This is a genomic window from Sporomusa malonica, from assembly GCF_900176355.1.
Lineage (GTDB): Bacteria > Bacillota > Negativicutes > Sporomusales > Sporomusaceae > Sporomusa > Sporomusa malonica.
In genome coordinates this window covers 1140-23996 of record NZ_FWXI01000006.1, presented here as the reverse complement: position 1 = coordinate 23996, position 22857 = coordinate 1140, and the positions used below count along the sequence as shown (strand labels likewise).

Genomic DNA, 22857 nt, shown 5'->3' with positions numbered 1-22857 from the left:
GAGTGAAAAAATGTCAGAAAAAGTATTGATGAAAGGTAATGAAGCTATCGGTGAAGCTGCTGTCATCGCCGGTTGCAGGTACTATTTTGGTTATCCTATCACACCGCAGTCAGAACTTATTGAATACATGGCAAAGCGTTTACCGCAAGTTGAAGGTGTATTTTTGCAAGCTGAGAGCGAAGTTGCAGCAATTAATATGGTTTATGGTGCCGCTGGTGCCGGAGCCAGAGTCATGACTTCCTCATCAAGCCCGGGAGTGAGTCTTAAACAAGAAGGAATTTCTTATATTGCGGCCGGTGAATTGCCCTGTGTAATTGTGAACATTATGAGAGGCGGTCCAGGACTAGGCGGCATACAGCCAGGCCAGGCCGATTACTTTCAGGCAACAAAAGGTGGCGGTCATGGTGACTACCACTGTATTGTGGTTGCGCCGAACAGTGTACAAGAAATGGCTGAACTAACAGTGCATGCTTTTAATCTTGCGGATCAATACCGTAATCCGGTAATGATTTTAAGTGATGGTGCTCTCGGCCAAATGATGGAACCAGTTAACTTTCACGATCTCCCTGTAATTCCGGTAGATAAGCCATGGGCTACAACGGGCATGGGTGAGCGGGATAAACCTAATATGATCGATACTCTTCGGCTTAAGGCTGATGAGTTAGAAGAATTAAACAATACGCTGCAAAAAAAGTATGCGTTGCTTCAGGAACGGGAAGTTCGTTGGGAAGAAACCTTTACTGAAGATGCAGATCTTGTGCTTGTGGCTTACGGAATATCGTCGCGTGTTGCATATTCAGCCATGGAAATGGCGAGAGAAAAGGGCTATAAGGTAGGTCTGTTCAGGCCCGTTACGTTGTGGCCTTTCCCGAAAGAAGCTTTGGCGAAGGCTGTAAATAAGGCATCAGATGTTTTAACGATAGAGCTCAGTGCTGGGCAGATGGTTGAGGATGTTAACCTTGCAATCAAGTGTTCCAAGCCGGTTCATTTCTATGGTCGCACTGGCGGCATGATGATGAATCCTCAGGATGTTTACAAGCAAATAGTCAAAATATTTGAAACAAAAGGGGGCAAATAACAATGACGAAAAAGTTGTTTGCTAGACCGCAAGCGTTGACTGATGTGTCGACTCACTACTGCCCAGGTTGTCAGCACGGAATAATTCATCGCTTAGTGGCGGAAGTGATTGATGAACTAGGAATACAGAAAAAAACAATTGGTGTCGTACCTGTTGGCTGCTCAGTACTGGCAGATCAATATTTTGATATAGATTCTCAACAAGCAGCTCATGGTCGTGCTCCTGCAGTTGCCACCGGCATTAAACGTGTACATCCAAAAAATGTAGTTTTCACATACCAGGGAGACGGCGACATTGCTGCGATCGGCATGGCGGAAGTAGTGCATGCAGCCGCGCGTGGCGAAAAGATAACGACAATATTTGTAAATAACGCTATCTATGGCATGACTGGCGGTCAAATGGCACCAACTACGTTGGTAAACCAAGTAACAGCGACATCTCCCTATGGCCGCCAGCTTTCATCAGCCGGGTCGCCAATACGTTTATCCGAGCTGCTGGCAACCTTAGATGGGGCAAAGTATATTGCTCGAGTTTCAGTCAATGACCCGGCTAATATGACTAAGGCAAAAGCAGCGATTAAAGCGGCTTTCGAAGTTCAAATTCGCGGGGAAGGTTTTTCGTTGGTGGAAGTATTGGCTACATGCCCAACAAATTGGGGTAAGTCTCCGGTAGAAGCGAAAAAATGGTTGAAGGAAAATATGCTACCACAATTCCCACTCGGCATCTATAAAAATATTGAGGGGGTGAAATAATGAGGCACGAAATTATTATGTCAGGCTTTGGCGGGCAAGGGGTAATGGTCATGGGCCAACTTCTAACCTATGCGGGAATGCTGGAAAATAAAAATGTGTCATGGATGCCTTCCTATGGTCCTGAAATGCGGGGCGGGACTGCAAATTGTTCCGTCATCATCACAGAGGGGTCTGTGGGTGCGCCAATTGTTACCGAGCCGACGGCGGCTGTAATAATGAACTTGCCATCACTAGATAAGTTTGAAGCAACAATCAAGGCAAATGGGGCTCTGATTATCAATAGTTCGCTTGTTAATAAACAGGTACAACGCGATGATATCAAGGCCTATCTTGTTCCTATTAATGAAATTGCCAATGAGTTGGGTAGTATAAAAATGATCAATATGGTGGCTTTAGGAGCACTATTGGCTGCCACAGATGTCGTAGAGAAAGAATCACTTATGAATGCTTTTGCGAAAAAGTTTGCTTCGAAGCCCGGAATGGTGCCTGCAAATCAAGAAGCTCTTAATAAGGGCTACGATTTCGTGATGCAGATTAAGGCGAATTAGTTAAGTGTTTTTGGTTTAATGAAATTACATAGAGCGGAAGGGGGAGTGTTAGGTTTTCCCAAGGTGCAAATTTTTTAATTAGGAGGGGCCATACTTGAGTAACGTAACCGTGCGGCAGGTAGCTGGTGTCAAGCCAACTAAGGAAAGATGGGTGTTAGTGCTTATTCTACTCTTGACGTTGCTGATCGCTTATTGGGATCGGGTTAATGTTTCTATACTTTTGGCAGATAATTCATTTCTTACTGAAATGGGAATCAAAGGTGATCCGGTCCAGATGGGGTTAATCATGACGCTCTTTCTCATCGCTTACGGTCTAGCTAATGTATTGCTTAGCCCATTAGGAGACTGGATGGGACCGCGGAAAGCAATGTCTCTGTCTATTCTTTTGTGGACAATTTCAGTTGCCATTGGTGGTTTTGCTACGGTTTTTACAACCCTACTAGTATCGCGTGTTATTTTAGGCGTTGGCGAGGGTATGCATTGGCCAATGCAGAGCAGTTTCGTTAAGAATTGGTTTCCGCCAAGTGAACGCGGCAAAGCAAATGCTGTATGGCTCATTGGTCTTATGGGGGGACCGGCTCTAGCGATGCCTTTCTTTAGCTGGGTTCTTTCAATGTGGGGCTGGCGCGGCACATTCTTTTCTTTAGTCCTGCTAGGTATGATACCGCTATTAATTCTATGGTTTTACGTTACTGACCATCCTCGCCAACATAAACGGGTAAATCAGGAAGAGCTTGATTTGATCGAGAGTGGATTGAAAGTTGAAGCAGAACTACAAAAAGGAATTGCAACCGAAACCCTAGTGCAACGGATTAAGAGTTTCGCGACAGACTATCGTTTTTGGCTGCTAACTGTCAACTATTTTTGCGTTGCGTCTATTTGGTGGGGAACAATGGCTTGGTTACCAAGTTATCTCAAGGAAGCACGGGGATTTTCCTGGGCTGCTATGGGGGCGCTTTCTTCATTGCCGTATTTGCTGGGTGGCGTGAGTCTACTGGTTTTTGGTCATCTTGCAGATAAATGGGGTCGGCGGGCACCTTTCATTTGTTTTGGACACGTCGGTGCTGCTCTTGGAATTTATTTTGGCGCCCATGCACCAGATGATCTTACGGCTGCAATACTAATTTCCGGTGGTATCGCATCAATCGCTCTTGCTCTGCCTCAATCTTGGACAATATTACAGCAAATCGTTCCTTCTAAAGCTGTAGGTGCGGCTACTGGTTCGATGAACGGTCTAGCAAATGCCGGATCAGCGTTTGCTCCGGTATTGATTGGCTATTTCATTAGTGTTACAGGGGGATATGTGGGTGGACTAATGTTTCTAGTGGGAGTAGCAATTCTCGGAGCGCTTTGCATGGCAGTGTTATCTCTGAAAAACTACTAAGAGAAGTAGAGTATAGATTAATATTTGAGTTTAGGAGGTACTTTTTATGCCGGAAACAGTATTTGAATTTGGTTATGGAAGTAGCAAGATAAAGGTAGGTCTGTCAGAAGAAAAAATTATTAACAATGTTTTGGGCAAGCCCTGTCCAGCAATTGTAGATGTTCCGGCTGCAGTACGTGAGGCGCTCCGCAATCCAATTGGAACTCCTCCGCTTAAGGAGGTTGTTAAATCTGGTGACAGGGTTGCAGTAGTGGTCAGTGACATTACTCGTGCTTGGGTCAAGTTCGATCAATTTCTTCCGGTTTTACTAGACGAATTGAATGAAGCAGGCATTCCTGATCAGAACATATTCATTATCATCGCTCCTGGTGCTCACCGTTTGAATACGAAAGAAGAGTTTATTGTGCTGTGTGGGGAAAAGGTATGCCAGCGGGTTGCCGTCTATAACCACGAATGCCACAATCAAGATGAACTGGTGTACACCGGCAAGACCAAGAGTGGAGTCGAGTGTTACATTAATAAGAGAGTAGCCGAGGCCGATAAAGTAATTTTGACTGGTGGCATTGTTCACCACCTGATGGCTGGTTTCGGTGGCGGTCGCAAGGCGATATTACCCGGCATCAGCGGGTTTAAGACTATTCAAGGAAATCACCTATTTTGCATGAATAAAGAAGTGGGTAAGGGACTAAACCCGAACTGTATTTCCGGCAAGCTTGACGGAAACGAAATGAATGAAGACATGATTGAGCAAGCTGCTTTGGCAAAGCCGGATTTTTTACTAAATGCCGTGTTTACGCCGGAGAATAAGTTTGCCAAGTTTGTCGCTGGACACTGGTATGAAGCTTGGCTGGCGGGAACAAAAATGGTAGATGAAATATACGGTATTCCCATTAATGCACAGGCTGATTTGGTAGTCTCGTCTGCCGGTGGCTTTCCCAAAGACATTAACCTATACCAGGGTGTAAAGACAATTGACAATGCCTATATGGCTGCAAAACCAGGCGGAGCTGCTATTTGTTTTATGGAACTGCCAGATATTATGGAGCCGGCTGAATTTAGCGATTGGTTTAAATATCCAACAATGCTAGAGCATGAGATGGCTCTGCGGGAGAATTTTACAATTCCCGGATTTTTGGCTTACCGATTATTGGATATAGCTCGCCAATTGTCGTTAATCATTGTTACGAAAAAGGAAAATACCGAATTTATTAGAAAAGCTGGCATGATTCCAGCGGCTACAACAGAAGAAGCACTCGCGATTGCTCAAGAGAAGCTGGGACGTGAAGATTACACTATTACAGTAATGACTACCGCCGCAAATACAGTGCCTGTGCTGAAATAGGCAGTCGAAGTACAAGCGGATGAAAAAAGAACCTGCTTGCTGTTGTGGGGCGGGTGGCTCATTCAGTTTGGCACACTATGATATCAAATTTGTATAGGTGGTGGGATCATATGCAGGATACCGATAGTCCACTGATTCAAGGTGCAAGAATAAAAATATTTCTGGGCGAATTTGGTAGTGGCAAGACCGAACTAGCTGTAAATTATGCATTGCAAATCAAGGGGCTGGGCTTTAAGACGGCAATAGTCGATATTGATCTCGTAAAACCTTACTTTCGTACCCGGGAAAATCGGAGCTTGCTAGAAAAAAATGGAATAGAGGTCGTAGCTCCAGAACAACGCTTGGAAAGTGCAGATCTTCCGGTTCTGCCGCATAACTTGACGAGAGTGCTAAGTCAACCAGATTACCAAGTGGTAATGGATGTAGGGGGAGGGATGGCCGCTACTGTTTTGGGACAATTTAATGAGTTGTTTACCAATAATCCGTACCAGGCGATGCTGGTTGTGAATACTTGTCGTCCTTTTACGAGCACGGCGGCAGCAATCGTGGAGTTATTTCATTGTATTGAACATGCATCAAGACTAAAAATAGCTGGGATCATTAGTAACACTAATCTGGCAGGCGCAACCACTGAGCAACATATTCAAACTGGATTGGCTATTACTGAGGTTGCGGCTGCGCAGTTAGCGTTGCCTATTCATTGTGTTGTAATACCGGAATGGCTGTCGGGCAAGGTAAGCACACACTATCCAATATTTATCCTAAAGCCATATACCCAGTATCCGTGGATTGGTTAGATGCGTCGATGAAAGAGCACTTGTAATTAAGTGGAAGAGTATTCATTAAGTTCGTGTAAAATGGAAAAGGGGGCCCCATATATGAAAAATTTCAGATGGGTTTTAGCGGCATTAATGTTCCTTATAACTTTTATGTCTTATATGGACCGGGTCAATTTATCGGTTGCTACACCTGAAATTATGCGAGAGTTTAATTTCACGAAGATGGATATTGGCTTTTTCCAAACGGTTTTTTTCATGGGGTATGCCGCGATGCAAGTGCCTGGGGGCATACTGGCGGAGTACTTTCGTCATCGGATAGTTGTTGTAGCCGCCGTTACCTGGTGGTCGGTATTTACGGCCCTTACTGCAGCAGCTAGCACATTTTCTCAGTGGGTGATTATTAGGGGGGCGTTTGGGTTAGGGGAAGGTCCTGTTTATCCGGCGCTCAGTACTTTTATCGCCCGGTGGTTTAATCCGGCTGAAAAGGGGAAAGCATCTTCAATTATGCTTAGCGGTGCTTTTGTTGGTCCGGTATTTGGACCCGCGATTACTGTCGCATTGATGCTAGCCTTTGGCTGGCGTTCCGTATTTGTGATCTTTGGTGTGGCAGGTATTTTTATCGCATTAGGATGGCTGATATTTGCGAAGAACTCCCCGAAAGAAAGTCCATATGTGTCGGCGGCGGAATTGCAGTACATTGATGAGGGGCGCAATGCGGCAGTTGAGGATAAGAAAGAGCTTGCTCCGTGGAAAAGTTTTATTACTTCAACACAATTTTGGGCCATAGGGATTCAATATTTTATCGTAGACTATATCATGTATGTATATCTTGCTTGGCTGCCCTTATATCTTATGGAAGCTCAGAATTTTTCGCTGGCAAAAATGGGTATTGCCGCCTCATTTCCATGGGCTGCATTATGTATTGTGACACTCTCGGTAGGCGCATTCAGCGACCGGTTGGTGGCAGCAGGCGCTTCCAAAGCTAAGGCGAGGTCTTACCTGGGGATAACAGGATTAGTATTGTGTTCATTATTCCTCTATTTAGGGGCCATTGCTACTAATCCGACGATGAATGTGTTTTGGCTTACCTTGTCATTAGGCTCTCTTGGCCTGGCGTTCCCTGCAGGTTGGTCAGCGTGTATCGATCTTGGCGGGAAGTTTTCGGGCTCTGTTTCAGGTTGGATGAATTTTTGGGGTAATATTGGTGGCTGCATAGCTCCGCTACTCACAGCATGGATAGCAACTAATTATGGTTGGCAGGCTGCTATAATCGTAACAGCGTTGTCCGCAGTAATTGGGATTATCGCTTGGTTATTTGTTAAACCTGATATTCCACTTCAGCGTAGCGAAGTAATACATACTGGGTCCCAAAGTAAATGCCATTAATATCCGAATATTTTTAGAGCATTAGAAAGATTAAAATAAATTATTTATCGCCTGGCCTCAGAAGTTAAACCTGCTAATATGACGGCAGGTATATACAAATCTGTGGCCAGGCGAGTTGTTAGCAATGGATCGGGAGAGTCAATGGAAAAGTCGAGGGGACGAGGTGGAAATTATGTACGCAGAAACCGTTAACTTTCCTAGAATGGCTAGGGTTAAACAAATCATAGCACAGTCAGCTATTAAGGACATTAGAAGCGCAGTCAGCGAAGAAGTGAAGCGAATTAACGTAGCAGACCTTATCAAGCCTGGGGAGAAAGTCGGTATAACTGTTGGTAGTCGTGGTATAGCTAACTTAAAAGTTATCGTGGAGGTGCTTATTGAGGAGGTGGAACAGGTAGGCGGGGAACCCTTTATTCTACCGGCAATGGGTTCGCATGGCGGAGGAACTGCTGAAGGACAGATAGAAATGCTCAAGTCTTTAGGGATCAGTTCGGAAACAATGAATGTTCCTGTCATTGCCTGTGGTGAAGCCAGTCAGATCGGTACAACCCAGCAAGGAATACCTGTCTATGTTAATAACATAACACTGTCGGAACAACTCGATAAGGTCATTATTTTTAACCGAGTTAAGGAACACACTGAATTTGAGGGAGAGATCGAAAGTGGCATTCACAAGATTTGCGCAATAGGGATCGGCAATCCAAAAGGGGCTTTAACCGTACACCAATATTCGCTTGATTTTGGTTATGAAAAAACCATTACCGAGGTCGGCGCTTATATTATTAACCACTTGCCAGTAGCCTTTGCTTTTGCTACGGTAGAAAACTATTATCACAAAACAGCGCACCTTAAAGCGATGTTGCCTAATGAAATCGCTGATGAAGAAAAAAGGCTGTTAAAGTTGGCAAAGTCGAACCTCGGCAAGATACCTTTCGAGGAGCTAGATGTTCTTATTATTGATGAAATGGGCAAAAACGTAAGTGGTGCCGGTATGGACACCAACGTTATTGGTAGAATTCTGGTATTTGGCCAAAAGGAACCGGAAAAACCTGTCATAAAAAGAATTGTTGTACTAGACACCACTGAAGAAAGCCATGGTATGGCTACTGGTGTCGGTCTGGCAGACTTTACGACCAAGAAACTGGTAGATAAACTGGATTTATGGTCTACTTATTTTAATTGCATTACGGCCCAGGCTCCAGAAAAAGGCAGAATACCCATCTACTTTGCTACGGAGAAAGATAGTATTGGGGCAGCTTTGACTTGTATTGGCATTACTAAGCCTGAAGACGCTAGAGTTGTCCATATTCAAAACACTAATGAAGTTGAGATTATTGAGGTTTCTGAAAGCCTGGTTAAAGAAGTGGTGGATAGATCAAATTTGCAATTACTAGAAGAACTAAAACCAATGCAGTTTGATGAGGTAGGAAACATCATTAGAATTTAACATGAAGAACAACAGTTACACTATTTTAGTAATTAATAGAGCAAAAGGTGAACAGGAGAGGATATTTTTTAATGAACAGTTTGCGCACAAAAGCAGTAGCTGCAATATGCGCTATTTGCTTTTTTACGGTAGCCGTTCTAGTGGGGTATAACTTATATCGTATGAAAATTGAAACACAAAACAACATATCTTTAATGCGCCAAACCATGATGGAACAGTTTGAGCGGACGTTAAAACTGCAGGTTGAGAGTGCAGTAAGTATCATTGAAGCGAGTTATAAAGAACAGCAAAAAGGTATTCTTACTGAGCAAGATGCCAAAAAGAAGGCGGCTGATACTATCCGCGAGATTCGGTATGACAATGGAAATTACCTATGGGTTGATACCTACGAAGGCTTAAACATTGTCTTATTGGGTAATAAGAACTTTGAAGGCAAATCACGCTGGAACTTTAAGGATGCCAAGGACAATCCGGTTGTACAGGATTTGTTTAACGCAGCTAAAGCAAACGGCGGTGGTGGCTTTAGCGACTATTGGTTCCCTAAACCAGGGCAGAATGAGCCTTTGCCTAAGCGCGGCTATATTAAGATGTTTGAGCCTTACCGCTGGACGGTGGGAACTGGGGCTTGGTATGATTCTATTGATGCCGCCATTATCAAGCGTCAGCGCGAGTACGAAGAAGCCATGCAAAATTCTATGATGACTCAGGGAAGTATTGGCGTAGTTTTTCTTTTAATGGCTTGTGGATTAACCTTAATTTTGGTACGGTCTATAATTAATCCTTTGCACCACACACAAACCATCGTTAGCGAAATGGCAACAGGTAATTTAAGGGTAAACATAGATGATCGTGTTTTACAACGCAAGGATGAGATCGGAATTTTGGCAACTGCTTTCAGCAATATGAATACTAATTTAAAACGACTTATCACTCAAGTTGCGCAATCTGCCGAGCAAATAGCCTCCTCCTCCCAACAATTCACAGCTAGCACCGACCAATCCGCAGAAGCTGCTAATCAAATTACCGCCTCCATTGTCAATGTGGCGAAGGGGGCTGAACAGCAGCTTATCGCTGCGGAAAACACGAGCACGGTAGTAGAAGAGATGTCTTTAGCTATTGAGAAAATAACAGCTAGTGCCAACTATGTTGCTTCCCAATCCGCCAAAGCTGCTGATACTGCGCAAGATGGCAGGAAATCTGTCGAGCAAGCAGTTAGTCAAATGGGGCATATTGAACAGACAGTCAATGCCTCTGCTAAAGTAGTAGCCAAGCTGGGAGAACGATCCCATGAAATTGGCCAAATTATCGATACTATCTCCGGCATTGCCGGACAAACAAACCTTTTGGCCCTCAATGCCGCTATTGAAGCAGCCCGAGCCGGAGAACAAGGTAAAGGCTTTGCCGTTGTGGCAGAAGAAGTAAGAAAATTGGCCGAGCAATCGCAAGAAGCCGCTAAACAAATTGGGAAACTAATCACTGAAATTAAGGGAGAAACCGACAAAGCGGTAGCGGCCATGAACGAAGGGAATAGCGAAGTAAAAACTGGAGCCGAAGCGGTCAATGTTGCGGGTCACACATTTACCGCGATTGCAGGCATGGTAACTGATGTATCGGCCCAAGTCCAGGAGATTTCAGTAGCCATCAGGCAAATGGCTGGTGTTAGCCAGCAAATCGTCAGCGAAGTAAAGCAAATCGACAGCTTGAGTAAAAATGCGGCTGGAGAAGCACAAATGGTATCAGCAGCCACAGAGGAACAATCGGCCTCCATGCAAGAGATTGCATCTTCTAGTCAAGCTTTGGCCAAATTGGCTCAGGATCTTCAGCTTACAATTCAGCAATTTCAAGTTTAGAAAACCCTCACACAATTTTAAGCTTAGACTATATCAGGTGTTAGAGCAGGTACATCTAGGTAACAATGAATGCACCGAATCTATAGCGGAACAATTGCTTCAAAACGCAACATGTCTATATTAGGCTGCTGAGGATTTAATATACATAAAATATTGATTGAGAATTACTTGGCAAAAAAATGAAACCAGGCAGCGCCTGGTTTCATTTAAATTTTAAGCATCTTGCGCTGTAAGCAAAAAGCAAAAAAGAAAAGTAAAACTCCATCATAGGCTAACAACAGAGGGTTCTCATCGAATAGAGACGTTCAAACTTCTTGATATGTCGCGGTACACGACAAAACTTCCGGGGAGTTTTCCTGACAGAAAAGTAGGTTCATACCTGGAGTACTTTTTCATTTTCACAGTCGAAATGAATCACCATTCGCTGTCTTTTGCGTATAATGTATATCACGAAGACTGCGGTGGGGTGAGAGTATGGCTTACCTGTGGCCTGAAGATCTATTAAGCGCTATTGAATCTGGACAAATGTCTCCGTTAGAAGCGTTTAGGAAGTTACGTGAAATGGAAAACACCTCTGTCAGCCGCGATTCCGCTAGTCTACAATCTAGTGTAGAGCAACGTATTGAAACTATTTTGCGTGAACTGGATAGTCTTATTGGTCTTACTGAAGTCAAGAAATTAGTACGTGAGATCTATGCTTTTATCGAAATTCAAAAACGCCGGGAAAGAGAGCACTTGAACACCGAGCCTATGGTATTGCATATGATTTTTAAAGGCAATCCAGGTACCGGTAAAACAACTGTAGCCAGAATTATGGGCAAAGTATTCCGAGAAATGGGAGTTTTATCACGAGGGCACCTTATCGAAGTGGAACGGGCAGATTTAGTAGGCGAGTATATTGGTCATACTGCCCAGAAAACAAGGGAACAATTAAAAAAGGCATATGGAGGAATACTGTTTATTGATGAGGCGTATTCTTTGGCTAGAGGTGGGGAAAAAGACTTCGGTAAAGAAGCAATTGACTGTATGGTGAAAGCCATGGAAGATCATAAGGATGAACTTATATTAATTTTGGCCGGTTATCAGAAAGAAATGGAAAAATTTCTTCAGACAAATCCTGGCTTGAGATCCCGTTTCCCGATACATATTAATTTTCCTGATTATAATAAACAGGAGCTATTACAAATTGCTGAGCAGCTATGTGCTAAACGTCAGTATCAACTTAATAGTCAGGCCAAGACTGTGCTATTAAGTTTGTTTAACCCTCCTGAAAATAATAGCGATGATAATTTTGGTAATGCTCGTACTGTGAGGAATATTATTGAGAAGGCTATCAGGAGGCAAGCCGTACGCTTAATTCGCAAACATTCTACTACCAGAGAAGAGTTGATGGTTATTGAACCAAGCGATTTATCGGGGGTGGAAAAATGCGGGAATGTGTAATTATCGGGTGTCCTAACTCGGGGAAAACTTTGTTTGCCCTTAATTTTGCCGGATACCTGGGGGCAAAAAACGTTGATGTGACGTTTCGAACCTACGATGGGTTGATGACTTGCCGCCATTTTTCTCTTGAAGAGGCTAAAAGGGAATTGTGTGGAATGGTTTTGCATAAAACACGATCCTTACAGTCGATGGTTCTAAAAATGACTATAGGAAAAACAGCGGTTAATTTTAAACTTACTGACACCTGTGGTGTAAGCGAGCAAATACATGCCGACGAAGGCATACGGAAGGGTATGGCCCAAACTATTGGTTTGTTGCGTTCGGCTGATTTTATTCTTCATATAATTGATCTATCACTCGTTAACAAAGATTATGCAGCTAATAAAGCCAGTATTGATTATGAGTTTTATAACTACGGTATTGCCCGCAATGCTTATATATTGTTAGGTAATAAAATTGACCTTGGTTCAGCTAAAGATAACCTGCCACGACTGACAGCCGCTTTCTCTAAGGCAATCGTTGTTCCTATTTCTGCTTTATATAGCCAAGGATTTAGAGAGGTGAAAGCTTATGTGGCCAGAAATATTTGAATTTCTATCCACGGCAGCAGCGGTGGCGTGTTGTTCGGCTTCAGTAAAATTAGCTGATGATTACTTAGATAAAGAATATGACGCTGTAGCTGGAAAAACTAACTGGGCTGAAGTATTGGGCAGAGGAACCATGCTCTATGCGATGTTTTTACTGGCAATGTCAGCTGGAATTAATACTAGATTAAGTCTTTCCCTGTTTTTGGCTAGCTATATTGTTGGGATGTTTAACAGCATGTATGAAAAATTGCCCAGCCGATTAAATGGATTTCAAGAATCACTAGTGGCTCTGATTATTGGCGTGGTATTCTTTGACTGGAATAGTATGTTGTTTTCACTTAGCTTTGTGGCAGCCGTACAATTATTTGATGATTACTTAGACGCCCAGTATGATCGTTTATCAGGACAACGCAATTTGGCTAACCGGTTTGGAGGGCTAGAATGCTTGATTATGGGTTTAATATGTGCACTGGCAGCCTGGGGAATAAATGAAAATTTGTTTGTCCCTGCAGTGGTTGGGAGTGCAGTGGTTTATATATCCTCACTGAGCTGTGAGAGGGTACGGATGTGATACTATATGTTATTGTAAGCTTGCTGGTTTCATTTCTATTAGGGTATATCCTGGGCAAACACCAAGGGTGGGTAGCAGGTTGCTCCGAAATGGAGGCTGATATGCCGCTAAAGATACGGCAGAAATCACTGGAACAAGGAAAATGTAGTATCTGTGATGAATACTGGACAAAAATGTCGAGCAATGAAAAAAATAACAAGGATTTGGAGACTTTGTAACAAAAATAGTGTAAAGTACTAGTAATAGTTTAAAGTTAGGGGTGTTTGATGATTGCCTGAGATATATGGAGAAACGGACGGCTTAAAAAAAATGATTCTGGATAGTTTGGAACAATTATATGAGTATACGGTTCCTTTTAGCCAGACAATTACCAATGAGCTTGCCCAAGGCATGGCTACTATAACAGAACAGGTAAACCGTGAAATTGCCGTGTATATAAACCGGCGGGGAAGCGTTATTCGTGTCGCTGTAGGGGATACCAAGACAGTATCGCTACCAGAAACCGATGGACGGCGCGCTCTTAACCGGTTGAGCGGTATTCGGTGCATACATACCCATCCTGGCGGGGACAGCCGGTTAAGTAATGTAGACTTGGCATCACTTAAAGAAATGCGTTTTGATATCATGACGGCAATTGGCGTTCGAGATGGCATCCATGAAATTAGTTTTGGCTTTATTTCAGGCCATACAGCTGATAGTTATGATGTAGGAACCGTTGGTCCACTTTCCTTGTCCGAGTTTACGCAGCTTGATTTAGGCTATTTGACTAATCAGATTGAGCGCCAACTAGAAAGCAAAGATATAACTTCTACTATGGCGCAAGTTGAAAAGGCACTATTAGTCGGTGTTGAAAGGCAAGGATTATGGGATGTCAGTGATTCTCTTAGTGAATTAGCACAATTAGCTGAAACGGCAGGGGCTGCAGTTGTAGGCTCCGTTTGGCAGAAACGAAGTCGTCCTGATGCTGCATTTTTTATCGGACGAGGTAAGGTTCAGGAAATTAGCCTTAGTCGCCAAGAACTAGGTGCCAATTTGATTATTTTTGATGACGAGCTTTCTCCCGCTCAGCAACGCAACCTAGAGCAGACGCTGGGGATTAAAGTCATTGACAGGCCGGCGCTAATACTAGATATATTTGCGCAAAGAGCGCGTTCACATGAAGGGAAACTGCAGGTTGAACTAGCTCAGTTAAAATATAATCTTCCCCGCTTGGGCGGGCAAGGACTGGTATTGTCTCGCCTTGGAGGTGGCATTGGTACTAGGGGGCCTGGTGAAACAAAACTCGAAGTTGATCGACGACGAATACGTTCAAGAATTAATGATATCGAACAAGAAATTGAAAATCTAAAAAAACATCGAAATTTGCATCGTGAGCGACGCCAGGCAGCTAGAATACCAACAACCGCTCTGGTGGGTTATACCAATGCCGGCAAGTCTACACTCCTAAATAAACTTACCGATGCGGGGGTGTTGGCAGAGGACAAGCTGTTTGCAACATTGGATCCAACTACTAGGAGAACTAAACTTCCCGGTGGTAGAGAAATTTTATTGACAGACACTGTGGGCTTTATTCAGAAGCTACCCCACCAGTTGATTGCGGCGTTTCGGGGAACACTTGAAGAAGTTATTCAGGCTGATTTGTTATTGCATGTTATTGACGCCAGTCATCCCCAATATGAAAAGCAGAGCCAAGCAGTGTATCAAGTGTTGCGGGAGCTAGGGGCAGACACTAAACCGGTAATAACAGTTTTCAACAAGGTAGACAAAATAGAGAGTCAACATGTCATAGAGCGTATGCTCCGGGAGCCCGGAAGTGTTGCTGTTTCTGCAGTCACAGGGGTAAACTTGGATAACTTGCTTGGTCTGATCGAAGATAGCCTTAAAGCAAAAACAGTAGATGCAATATTAGTTTTACCGTATGACGATAGCGGTGTGCTATCTAAGCTATATGATACTGCCACAGTAAATTCTGTTGATTACAACCCAGATGGTATTTATGTCGCTGTATCTTTACCACCAGAGCTATTTGAACGTTATAAGAAATATGTATCAGGAGATGAATAAATTAGTGAGCCTATTCCCTGAAAGTATTATAATCCTAAAAAATAAAGCCCTTGAACAGGCACGTCCACTTTTTACAGCCATTGATGAAATATCAGAACAGAATACCGCTAGAGTATTAAGGGCTTTTCGGAATCATCAAATTTCTGAATATCTCTTTCGAACAACTACCGGATATGGATATGGCGATAGTGGGCGGGAACGTCTGGAAGCAGTGTGGGCTGAACTCTGTGGAGCTGAAAAGGCTTTAGTGCGAACTCAGTTTGTGTCGGGAACACATGCATTGTCCTGCGTCCTATTTGGATTACTGCGCCCTGGAGATGCATTATTAGCCGTTACCGGAGCACCCTACGACACAATGCAAACCGTCATTGGACATACGGTACACACTCCCGGCTCATTAAAGGAATGCGGGATCAGCTATCAAGAAATATCCATGACTGCAGACGGAATAAATATCGGCGCGATTGCTGGATATATTAGGAACAATACCAAAATCGCACTTATTCAGCGTTCCCGGGGCTATAGCCTGAGAAAGCCGCTAACTATTGAGGAAATCAGGGAGGCATGTGCCGAAATCAAGAAACATAAGCCTGATTGCATATGTTTTGTTGATAACTGTTACGGCGAGTTTGTTGAGGTAGCTGAGCCGACAAGTGTTGGCGCTGATATAATGGCTGGGTCGCTTATTAAAAATCCAGGTGGTGGCTTGGCGCCTTCTGGCGGATATATTGCCGGTAAAGCGGAATTAGTAAATATGGCTGCGTGTCGTCTAACAGCACCGGGGCTAGGGGGAGAACTGGGGGCAACGCTGGCAGATATCCGCTTATTTTACCAGGGGTTGTTTTTAGCGCCTCACGTTGTGAATCAGGCCTTAAAAGGCGCAATATTTGCGGCTGTGTTATTCGATTTATTAGGTTACAAGACTTTACCGCGACCAGATGAATTACGAAGTGATATCATTCAAGCCATTGAATTAGGATCTCCAGACAAGATGATTGCATTTTGCCAGGGCTTACAGCAGTACTCGCCAGTCGATGCGCATGTACGACCTATACCAGGACCGATGCCAGGGTATACTGATCAAGTCATTATGGCAGGAGGAACTTTTATTCAGGGGTCATCAATTGAACTTAGTGCTGACGGTCCATTGCGCTCGCCTTATATTGTCTATTTACAAGGCGGATTAACGTTTGAACATGCTATGTTAGGTATCTTAGGAGCAGCTAGCGCAATCGCTAGACAATAATCCAACATTTCTTTTCATATTTCTTAATCGTGGTTAATTTTGTGACAGGAAAAAACATACGAGCGTCGAATAGAGCAAAAGTATGAAAAAATATGCTTTTTTTGGTGGTTAAGTGTGGAATATGTAATTGCCAGTTTAGTAGCTATCCTTGCCGCAACTCTAATTGTATATAAGCTGGCCAACAGCATATTTGGGCTGAGTTTGCGCTTAAGACCACTATTGTTATGTGCAGCCTGTGCTATGTTTATTAGCTTAGTGTTGCCTAAAATTGTTGTTGGATTTGCTGGATTACCTGGTACGATTGCTGTCTTGGCGGTCTTTGCTATTATATTTGCTTATTTTGTTGCTAAGTATGAAGATGAACCGTCTCCTACGGAGGTTGGCGAAAATGAAAGCGCGTGTTGTTTATTAGTTGCTCAGAGCCAGCCGGATACGATAGTACAAGTCGGAATTACTAGTGAAGTGCCAAATGAAATTCGTAATAGTAATAACGATGAGAAAGAGATTAGCCATATTACAGAGAGTGAAAATGAATATGAGTCTGCTTTATATGAGCCATCGACTTCTAAAGTGGACGACTATTACTCAGTGCAGACCGATATTGTGGTAGGGAATGCTCATGATTATAATAGCGAAGGTACAACCAATATCTCAATAATTGAAGAAACTGAAGAACTGTCCATTAATGAGCAAACAACCCAAATTACGAACAATCTTCCTAAAGAGATTCACGATGATCCAGTGTATCTGAACTTATTTGAACTAGATAATTTGGTCTTGGTTACCGATGCATCGACTTCAGGGGTGGCCGAAAACTGTTCAACGCAGGCCGAGGTGTTGTTAGAGAATACTCACGATCAAAATAGCGAAGGTATAACCAATATCTCAGTGACAGAAGAACTTGAAAGACTGCCAATTAATGAACAAACTGCTGAAAGTACAAATAATCTCCCAGAAGAGATTGGCGAGATCGGATTGAGTTCAGATTTATCGGAACTAGATAATTTGGGTTCGGTTACCAATATTGTTAATGTTCTTGAAGAACCGACATTTGTAGAAGAGCGTGAAATCCCGATTGAAGTTGTCGAAGAACTAGAGATAGTTGACAGTACACTTAGGCAGAACACTAAGTTTGAGGAATTACTGGCAGAAGAAATTGAAGTAGTACAAGATTCCCTTAATGATACAACAGTCCAGGAAGAACTTATGCAAAAACGACCTGATACAACATTTGCGACGTCAGGCGTTACAGTGCAGGAGGATGAAAACTCAATAATGCCCTATAATGAAACAGCAGTGGAAAAAATACTGCCTGAGTCAGACCAACTGGATGATCTAATTGATTTTGCATTTTCAAGTAAAGAACGGCATGATTATGAAGCCGCGCTTACTGCTTTTAAACAGGCTTTAACTTTATATCCGTATAGTGAAGCTGCTCCTTTTTTAGTAGTTGAAGTTGGCAATCTTTTGAAAAATAAGGGTGCCTATGATGAAGCTATTGAAGTATTTTCAGATGGTCGTAATCTTTGTCAAACTAGAGAAGATGAAATGATGGAGCAGGAGTTTATCAGCACTATTGCATATCTTCGTATTATCAAAAATGTTTTATTGCAACATCGCTTAGGCTGTGTTCGTTTTTTAGAAATCCCACAGCATATAGTAAAAGAAATTGATGACGAATTTAAAGAATGGCGCAGTGTAGGCAATAACTAATTAAATAACTAAAATTAATTAATAGAATATGTGGAGGTTATAAAGATGAAAAAGAGTGTAGAAATTGTTGGACAACCAATTATTAGCATTACGGAAGGTGTAGAGTTTGGTAATGTTAAAGAGCTTCTGATTAATGCTGCTAATGGTACAATAGAAGCATTGGTTATTGATGATGCCAAATGGTATTATGGAGCTAAGTTTTTGCCTTTTGAAGCTATTACTGCACTTGGTGAGCATGCAGTTACCATTAATAATAGTGGGGATATTCTGACTATGAAAGATAGGCCAGAATTTGAAAAGTTGCTCGAAGCGGGTATAAAAGTCATCGGGACTAAGGTATTAACTAAAGGTGGCAGATTTCAGGGAAAAATCAATGAATTTATAATTGATAACACTGGAAAAATTAACGTCTGTGAAATGGAGAATGCTGAAGGTGAGGTTTTACATCTCCCTGCAGAACGAATAGTTACATTTGGTAAAGAAGTTTTAATTATTTCCGAGGAGGGAGAGATAATTGCTGAAACTATTGAAATTCCTCCTGTTCAGTCCGAACAAGTTGAAATTTTGCCTGATGTAGATGTGACAACACACCAAGTTGAAGAGCCTGCAGCCGTTGCTCCAGTAGTTGAGATAGAGACAAAAGAAAATGAACAGCAACCTCCTGTTGATGATTCGGCTAAAAAGTTTGATGATAAGCATCGCAAGTTTTTGTTAGGTAAGAAAGCTGCCCGTCGTATTGAGACTGATAATGGTATGCTAATTGTTGAGCAAGGTGGCGAAATCACTGAAGAAGTATTACAGAAAGCCAAGCTTGCCGGTAAATTTGTTGAATTATCAATGAATATTCAGTAATTGGAGGTAAAGTCCCCGCTACTTAGCGGGGTTTACTTAACTACAAAAGTTTGCTTTGTTTATTACAACACTTAACGCAATGAAAGGATTAAGTGTGCTTTGTGCAAACTGTAACATCTAAAAATTCTAGTATAATATTATTTTTAATCATCATTATGATTTTTAGTTCTATAAGTATGATTGCAGCTAACACCACGTTTATGGTAACAGACGGAATTTATCAGGGTGTTACCGTTGGCGATATACATGTTGGTGGCTTATCAGTAACTCAAGCCGAGCAAAAGATCATAGCTGAGTTTAGAGAACGAACGGCAAAAGCACCCATTACAGCAGTATATCAAAATCAAAAATGGACGATTACTGCTCAGGAGATTGAATTAGGTATTGAAGCTGATAAATTGGCTCAACAAGCTTATGATGTTGGCCGCAATGGTAATATTGTTCACCGGTTAAAAGAAAGATATTTGGCAGTTAACAAGGGACATAGTTTACCATTGACAGCTCACTATAATCATGATAGAGTACATGCTATCTTGCTGGATATTACTAGGAGCATTGATCGGCAACCGCAAAATGCTAGGCTGAGACTAACAGGAAACTCTTTTAATGTTGAAATAGTCCCAGAGACAATTGGTCGCAGGGTTGATTTAACCAAGACAATAGCTGGTATCAGTGAAAATCTAAATACAAGCCTTATGTTTACGCTTAACATATCTGTAGAGGAACTTATACCGCCTGTAGTAGCCAGTGATTTTGCGCATATTGACGGACTAATTGCTTCTTATACCACGCAATTTGACTTATGGGATCAAAATCGTACTCAAAATGTTTTGTTAGCGGCAAAGAGTACCAATGGGATCTTGGTTAGAACAGGCGAAGTATTCTCCTTTAATAATATTGTTGGGCTGAGGTTGGCGAAATTTGGATACAAAGAAGCCCCTGGATACATTAATGGCGTTTTAGTTCCTGATTGGGGTGGAGGCGTGTGCCAAGTTAGCAGTACGATATATAATGCTGCCTTGTTAGCTGACCTAAGTATAGAAGAGCGGACAGCTCACTTTCGACCGCCAGGTTATGTACCTATTGGACAAGATGCAACTGTGGCTGATAATCAGCTGGATTTCAGGTTTAAAAATACATTATCGCAGAATATTTATATTACTACTGAAGTTTTTGGTAATCAGCTTATTGTTAATATCTTTGGCAAACGCATGGACAACCTTCCTGAAATTTATGTGGTAGCTACAGATAAAAAAGTTTTTGAGCCTAACACTATTATTAAGCAGGATACTAATTTAGAACTTGGGAAAGAAATTGTCGAAGTTGAAGGTCAAAAGGGTTTTCAAGTATCTACTTATCGTATAAAAAAAGTAGATGGAAAGATTGCCAATAAAGAATTCTTGGCATCAGATGAGTTTAAACCTGTTGACAAAGTAGTACGAGTAGGAACTAAAATTCCCCCGCAGCAATCCAAGAAATAGCACTAATACGATTTTTTTGTAAAGTTAAGAAATAGGTAAAATAGAAGCTCGCAATTTGCGAGCTTCTATTTTACCTATTTCTTATTATTTATCCAGTTACTACTATTGCATGAGACGAAATACACCGATAACTTTACCCAATATTTGAACATTACGGGAATATATAGGTTCCATGGTTGCATTTTCAGGCTGTAACCGAATATAATCTTTTTCTTTAAAAAAACGTTTTACGGTAGCATCTTCTTCGTCAATAAGAGCCACTATGATATCGCCGCTATGAGCTGTATTTTGGCTACGAACTAAAACATAATCACCATCTAAGATTCCCGCATCAATCATGCTATCGCCTTGTACCGTAAGCATAAATACATCGCGGTCTCCAACTAGCTCAGTAGGAAGAGGATAGGTTTCCTCAATATTCTCTACTGCTAATATAGGTTTACCTGCTGTTACTCGTCCAACAAGTGGTACTGGAGTAACTTGTTTTTGGCGCCACGGTGCTTCATCTAAAACATCAATGGCGCGCGGTTTTGTGGGATCGCGGCGAATGAATCCCATTTCTTCAAGTTTTGACAAATAGCTATGTACCGTGGAACTAGAGCTAAGTCCAACCGCTTCACCAATTTCCCGAACCGAAGGCGGATAGCCTTTACTTCGAAGAGTTTCTTTAATGTACTTAAGAATTTGTTTTTGTCTGGTATTAAGCAATATCTCTTTATTAAGACTCATTATGGCACCACCAACCGTATTTGATTATATTAATAGTATAACATTATTAGGATAAAATGCAAACACTCGTTCGAATTTTTTCAATATAAGGGACAAGGTTCATATAAAAATTTATGTCCGATAATATCTATTATGTTAAGTTGAAGCTGAGGGAGGCACAAAAAGCGTGCGCCTATGGAATTAACTGCCAAACGCTACAGAAAACTCGCATAATGACTGCAAAATAAAAACGCATTCATTACGCCAGGTTTCTTCCGCTCTTAGACATAATAGATGTTATACGACGTGCTCTTAAACCCTGCGGGGCTATGGTAACAACGAACTGCGTTGTCGAAGGTTTATGTTTATTTGGTGGTTATCCGCATGGATTGAAATGCTGTGTATGGCGTGGATAAATCAATAATGGTTGAAAACTGATTGGCTAGATATGTTCTTTCTGGCAAAGTGCATTGGATTGAATGTCCTGACCAAATATTAACTGTGAGATGTCGATGTCATCTATAGCAGAGCGTAGTTCTGTTTCGTTTCTCATGCATTGTATTAATCTTATAAAAACAGCTTTACTTTCTATACTTTTCATATTTGCACCTTTTCGCCAGAATTCAGCAAGGCACTCTATAATTTCCTTACTTCCGTAAACACAAATACGTGCTTTAGCATCACACATTAATATTTTACTTTCAAATTCTGCCCAAAATTCTGCGACATTGCTATACTACTTACAGAGCGAATAAAGTCAACATAGGCTTTTGTCTTTAATATCTGCAGTCTTTTGTTTGTTTCAGCCTTTCGCGCATATATATATTGTAAACTAGCACCAATAATAACACCTATTACTGCAACTATAGCGGGTACAAAAATTTTGAAAAAACTATCTATATCCATCTAATCCCTCCTATTACACATTTTCATTTTTTCTATAAATAATCCAAATATCCTGCTAAAAGTGTTTGCTTTGCTAGGAATTGAGATTAGGCTACTATTTATATTTATGTAACCTAAACGACTTTATTAGTGGCATTTTAAGGCTTGTTTATTTTGTTGTTCGTTAGAAACCCTTAGCGATAATGTTAAGCAACCTATAAGGCTTATGGTGAGTTTTGATTTTATCTTGAATTAATACTAATCCCAATTAAAGGTAATATCGCAACTTTGTAGAATTGTAGAATTTAGGAAGAAAAGTTATTCTATGGAGTGTGATTCTATGCTTGCTGGAAAGTTGCCTTATCAATTACTTACTAGTTTATTATTAGTCGCTATTCTCCTACTCCCTTCATCTGTTTTCGCAGTAAAGGAAAGCATTGCAGTTCAAAACGAGCATGTTTTAACTTCTGAACAATGGTTCTATAAAGCTAAGGATTACCTGAGTAAAAATGAATATGATAATGCAATTTTTGCATACAGTAAAGCTATTTCACTAAATCCTCAGTATGTGGAGGCTTATAACAATCGTGGTATTGCTTATCATAACAAAGGACAGTATGATTTAGCTATCGCAGATTATAATAGTGCTATTCAATTAAATCCACAGTCCGCGGAAGTGTATAATGGGCGTGGTAATACATATCAGTTAAGAGGACAACATGATTTAGCTATAGCAGATTA

General features: G+C 41.7%; 22 protein-coding genes. 19 read left to right on the top strand and 3 right to left on the bottom strand.

Features of this window, described 5'->3' with window-relative positions:
- Positions 1-10: 10 nt before the first annotated feature.
- From B9A22_RS08235 to B9A22_RS08150, 18 genes are all read left to right on the top strand, one after another.
- Positions 11-1078, top strand: coding sequence for a 3-methyl-2-oxobutanoate dehydrogenase subunit VorB (locus B9A22_RS08235; protein ID WP_084575248.1), 1068 nt, complete (start codon positions 11-13; stop codon positions 1076-1078).
- A 2-nt stretch (positions 1079-1080) separates the two neighbouring features.
- Positions 1081-1830, top strand: coding sequence for a thiamine pyrophosphate-dependent enzyme (locus B9A22_RS08230; RefSeq protein WP_084575247.1), 750 nt, complete (start codon positions 1081-1083; stop codon positions 1828-1830).
- Positions 1830-2378, top strand: a complete 549-nt coding sequence (locus B9A22_RS08225) for a 2-oxoacid:ferredoxin oxidoreductase subunit gamma family protein (RefSeq protein ID WP_084575246.1) — start codon at positions 1830-1832, stop codon at positions 2376-2378. Before B9A22_RS08230 ends, B9A22_RS08225 begins: the two co-directional genes overlap by 1 nt.
- 94 nt (positions 2379-2472) lie before the next feature.
- Positions 2473-3762 carry an MFS transporter gene (locus B9A22_RS08220; protein WP_176215440.1) on the top strand — a complete coding sequence of 430 codons (1290 nt, stop codon included), beginning with the start codon at positions 2473-2475 and terminating at the stop codon, positions 3760-3762.
- A gap of 46 nt (positions 3763-3808) precedes the next feature.
- Positions 3809-5104 carry an NPN-dependent 2-hydroxyacid racemase, LarAH10 family gene (gene larAH10 / locus B9A22_RS08215; RefSeq protein ID WP_084575245.1) on the top strand — a complete coding sequence of 432 codons (1296 nt, stop codon included), beginning with the start codon at positions 3809-3811 and terminating at the stop codon, positions 5102-5104.
- Positions 5105-5214: 110 nt separating this feature from the next.
- Positions 5215-5901: a hypothetical protein gene (locus B9A22_RS08210; protein WP_084575244.1), complete on the top strand. Its 687-nt coding sequence runs from the start codon at positions 5215-5217 to the stop codon at positions 5899-5901.
- 81 nt (positions 5902-5982) lie between these two features.
- Positions 5983-7269: an MFS transporter gene (locus B9A22_RS08205; protein ID WP_084575243.1), complete on the top strand. Its 1287-nt coding sequence runs from the start codon at positions 5983-5985 to the stop codon at positions 7267-7269.
- Positions 7270-7441: 172 nt separating this feature from the next.
- The gene (locus B9A22_RS08200) at positions 7442-8716 is read left to right on the top strand and encodes a nickel pincer cofactor-dependent isomerase, group 22 (RefSeq protein ID WP_176215439.1); all 1275 of its coding nucleotides are present in this window, start codon (positions 7442-7444) and stop codon (positions 8714-8716) included.
- Positions 8717-8787: 71 nt separating this feature from the next.
- Positions 8788-10566 (top strand): methyl-accepting chemotaxis protein, encoded by a 1779-nt coding sequence (locus tag B9A22_RS08195; RefSeq protein WP_084575241.1) that lies wholly within the window; start codon positions 8788-8790, stop codon positions 10564-10566.
- Between the two features lie 474 nt (positions 10567-11040).
- On the top strand, positions 11041-12009 hold the full coding sequence (spoVK, locus tag B9A22_RS08190; RefSeq protein WP_084575240.1) for a stage V sporulation protein K: 969 nt from the start codon (positions 11041-11043) through the stop codon (positions 12007-12009).
- Positions 11994-12599, top strand: coding sequence for a GTPase domain-containing protein (locus B9A22_RS08185; protein WP_084575239.1), 606 nt, complete (start codon positions 11994-11996; stop codon positions 12597-12599). Before spoVK ends, B9A22_RS08185 begins: the two co-directional genes overlap by 16 nt.
- Positions 12580-13167, top strand: coding sequence for a hypothetical protein (locus tag B9A22_RS08180; RefSeq protein ID WP_084575238.1), 588 nt, complete (start codon positions 12580-12582; stop codon positions 13165-13167). Before B9A22_RS08185 ends, B9A22_RS08180 begins: the two co-directional genes overlap by 20 nt.
- The gene (locus tag B9A22_RS08175) at positions 13164-13385 is read left to right on the top strand and encodes a hypothetical protein (protein WP_084575237.1); all 222 of its coding nucleotides are present in this window, start codon (positions 13164-13166) and stop codon (positions 13383-13385) included. Before B9A22_RS08180 ends, B9A22_RS08175 begins: the two co-directional genes overlap by 4 nt.
- 52 nt (positions 13386-13437) lie before the next feature.
- On the top strand, positions 13438-15231 hold the full coding sequence (gene hflX, locus B9A22_RS08170; RefSeq protein ID WP_139796204.1) for a GTPase HflX: 1794 nt from the start codon (positions 13438-13440) through the stop codon (positions 15229-15231).
- Positions 15224-16477 (top strand): methionine gamma-lyase family protein, encoded by a 1254-nt coding sequence (locus tag B9A22_RS08165; protein ID WP_245823899.1) that lies wholly within the window; start codon positions 15224-15226, stop codon positions 16475-16477. The genes hflX and B9A22_RS08165 overlap by 8 nt, the downstream gene beginning before the upstream one ends.
- Positions 16478-16591: 114 nt before the next feature.
- Positions 16592-18190: a tetratricopeptide repeat protein gene (locus tag B9A22_RS08160; protein WP_084575235.1), complete on the top strand. Its 1599-nt coding sequence runs from the start codon at positions 16592-16594 to the stop codon at positions 18188-18190.
- 45 nt (positions 18191-18235) lie between these two features.
- Entirely contained in the window at positions 18236-19042 is an 807-nt protein-coding gene (locus B9A22_RS08155) for a PRC-barrel domain-containing protein (RefSeq protein WP_084575234.1), read from the top strand.
- A 101-nt stretch (positions 19043-19143) separates the two neighbouring features.
- On the top strand, positions 19144-20523 hold the full coding sequence (locus B9A22_RS08150; protein WP_245823897.1) for a VanW family protein: 1380 nt from the start codon (positions 19144-19146) through the stop codon (positions 20521-20523).
- Positions 20524-20625: 102 nt separating this feature from the next.
- Here the strand turns inward: B9A22_RS08150 and lexA are convergent, their stop codons facing one another.
- From lexA to B9A22_RS08135, 3 genes are all read right to left on the bottom strand, one after another.
- The gene (gene lexA / locus B9A22_RS08145; RefSeq protein WP_084575233.1) at positions 20626-21252 is read right to left on the bottom strand and encodes a transcriptional repressor LexA; all 627 of its coding nucleotides are present in this window, start codon (positions 21250-21252) and stop codon (positions 20626-20628) included.
- Positions 21253-21673: 421 nt separating this feature from the next.
- On the bottom strand, positions 21674-21919 hold the full coding sequence (locus tag B9A22_RS25315) for a hypothetical protein (protein WP_084575232.1): 246 nt from the start codon (positions 21917-21919) through the stop codon (positions 21674-21676).
- Positions 21919-22137 (bottom strand): hypothetical protein, encoded by a 219-nt coding sequence (locus tag B9A22_RS08135; protein WP_084575231.1) that lies wholly within the window; start codon positions 22135-22137, stop codon positions 21919-21921. The genes B9A22_RS25315 and B9A22_RS08135 overlap by 1 nt, the downstream gene beginning before the upstream one ends.
- Before the next feature lie 319 nt (positions 22138-22456).
- Here B9A22_RS08135 and B9A22_RS08130 point away from each other — a divergent pair.
- Positions 22457-22857, top strand: a 401-nt coding sequence (locus tag B9A22_RS08130; protein WP_176215438.1) for a tetratricopeptide repeat protein, incomplete at its 3' end; no start/stop codon positions are given.

Bases quoted from the DNA above. Each gene is read 5' to 3' on its own strand.
- B9A22_RS08205 (WP_084575243.1), top strand. From the start codon at position 5,983: ATGAAAAATTTCAGATGGGTTTTAGCGGCATTAATGTTCCTTATAACT.
- B9A22_RS08210 (WP_084575244.1), top strand. From the start codon at position 5,215: ATGCAGGATACCGATAGTCCACTGATTCAAGGTGCAAGAATAAAAATA.
- spoVK (WP_084575240.1), top strand. From the start codon at position 11,041: ATGGCTTACCTGTGGCCTGAAGATCTATTAAGCGCTATTGAATCTGGA.
- B9A22_RS08235 (WP_084575248.1), top strand. From the start codon at position 11: ATGTCAGAAAAAGTATTGATGAAAGGTAATGAAGCTATCGGTGAAGCT.
- B9A22_RS08200 (WP_176215439.1), top strand. From the start codon at position 7,442: ATGTACGCAGAAACCGTTAACTTTCCTAGAATGGCTAGGGTTAAACAA.
- lexA (WP_084575233.1), bottom strand. From the start codon at position 21,252: ATGAGTCTTAATAAAGAGATATTGCTTAATACCAGACAAAAACAAATT.
- B9A22_RS08185 (WP_084575239.1), top strand. From the start codon at position 11,994: ATGCGGGAATGTGTAATTATCGGGTGTCCTAACTCGGGGAAAACTTTG.
- B9A22_RS08155 (WP_084575234.1), top strand. From the start codon at position 18,236: ATGAAAAAGAGTGTAGAAATTGTTGGACAACCAATTATTAGCATTACG.
- B9A22_RS08165 (WP_245823899.1), top strand. From the start codon at position 15,224: ATGAATAAATTAGTGAGCCTATTCCCTGAAAGTATTATAATCCTAAAA.
- B9A22_RS25315 (WP_084575232.1), bottom strand. From the start codon at position 21,919: ATGTGTGATGCTAAAGCACGTATTTGTGTTTACGGAAGTAAGGAAATT.
- B9A22_RS08180 (WP_084575238.1), top strand. From the start codon at position 12,580: ATGTGGCCAGAAATATTTGAATTTCTATCCACGGCAGCAGCGGTGGCG.
- larAH10 (WP_084575245.1), top strand. From the start codon at position 3,809: ATGCCGGAAACAGTATTTGAATTTGGTTATGGAAGTAGCAAGATAAAG.
- B9A22_RS08225 (WP_084575246.1), top strand. From the start codon at position 1,830: ATGAGGCACGAAATTATTATGTCAGGCTTTGGCGGGCAAGGGGTAATG.
- B9A22_RS08230 (WP_084575247.1), top strand. From the start codon at position 1,081: ATGACGAAAAAGTTGTTTGCTAGACCGCAAGCGTTGACTGATGTGTCG.
- B9A22_RS08195 (WP_084575241.1), top strand. From the start codon at position 8,788: ATGAACAGTTTGCGCACAAAAGCAGTAGCTGCAATATGCGCTATTTGC.
- B9A22_RS08135 (WP_084575231.1), bottom strand. From the start codon at position 22,137: ATGGATATAGATAGTTTTTTCAAAATTTTTGTACCCGCTATAGTTGCA.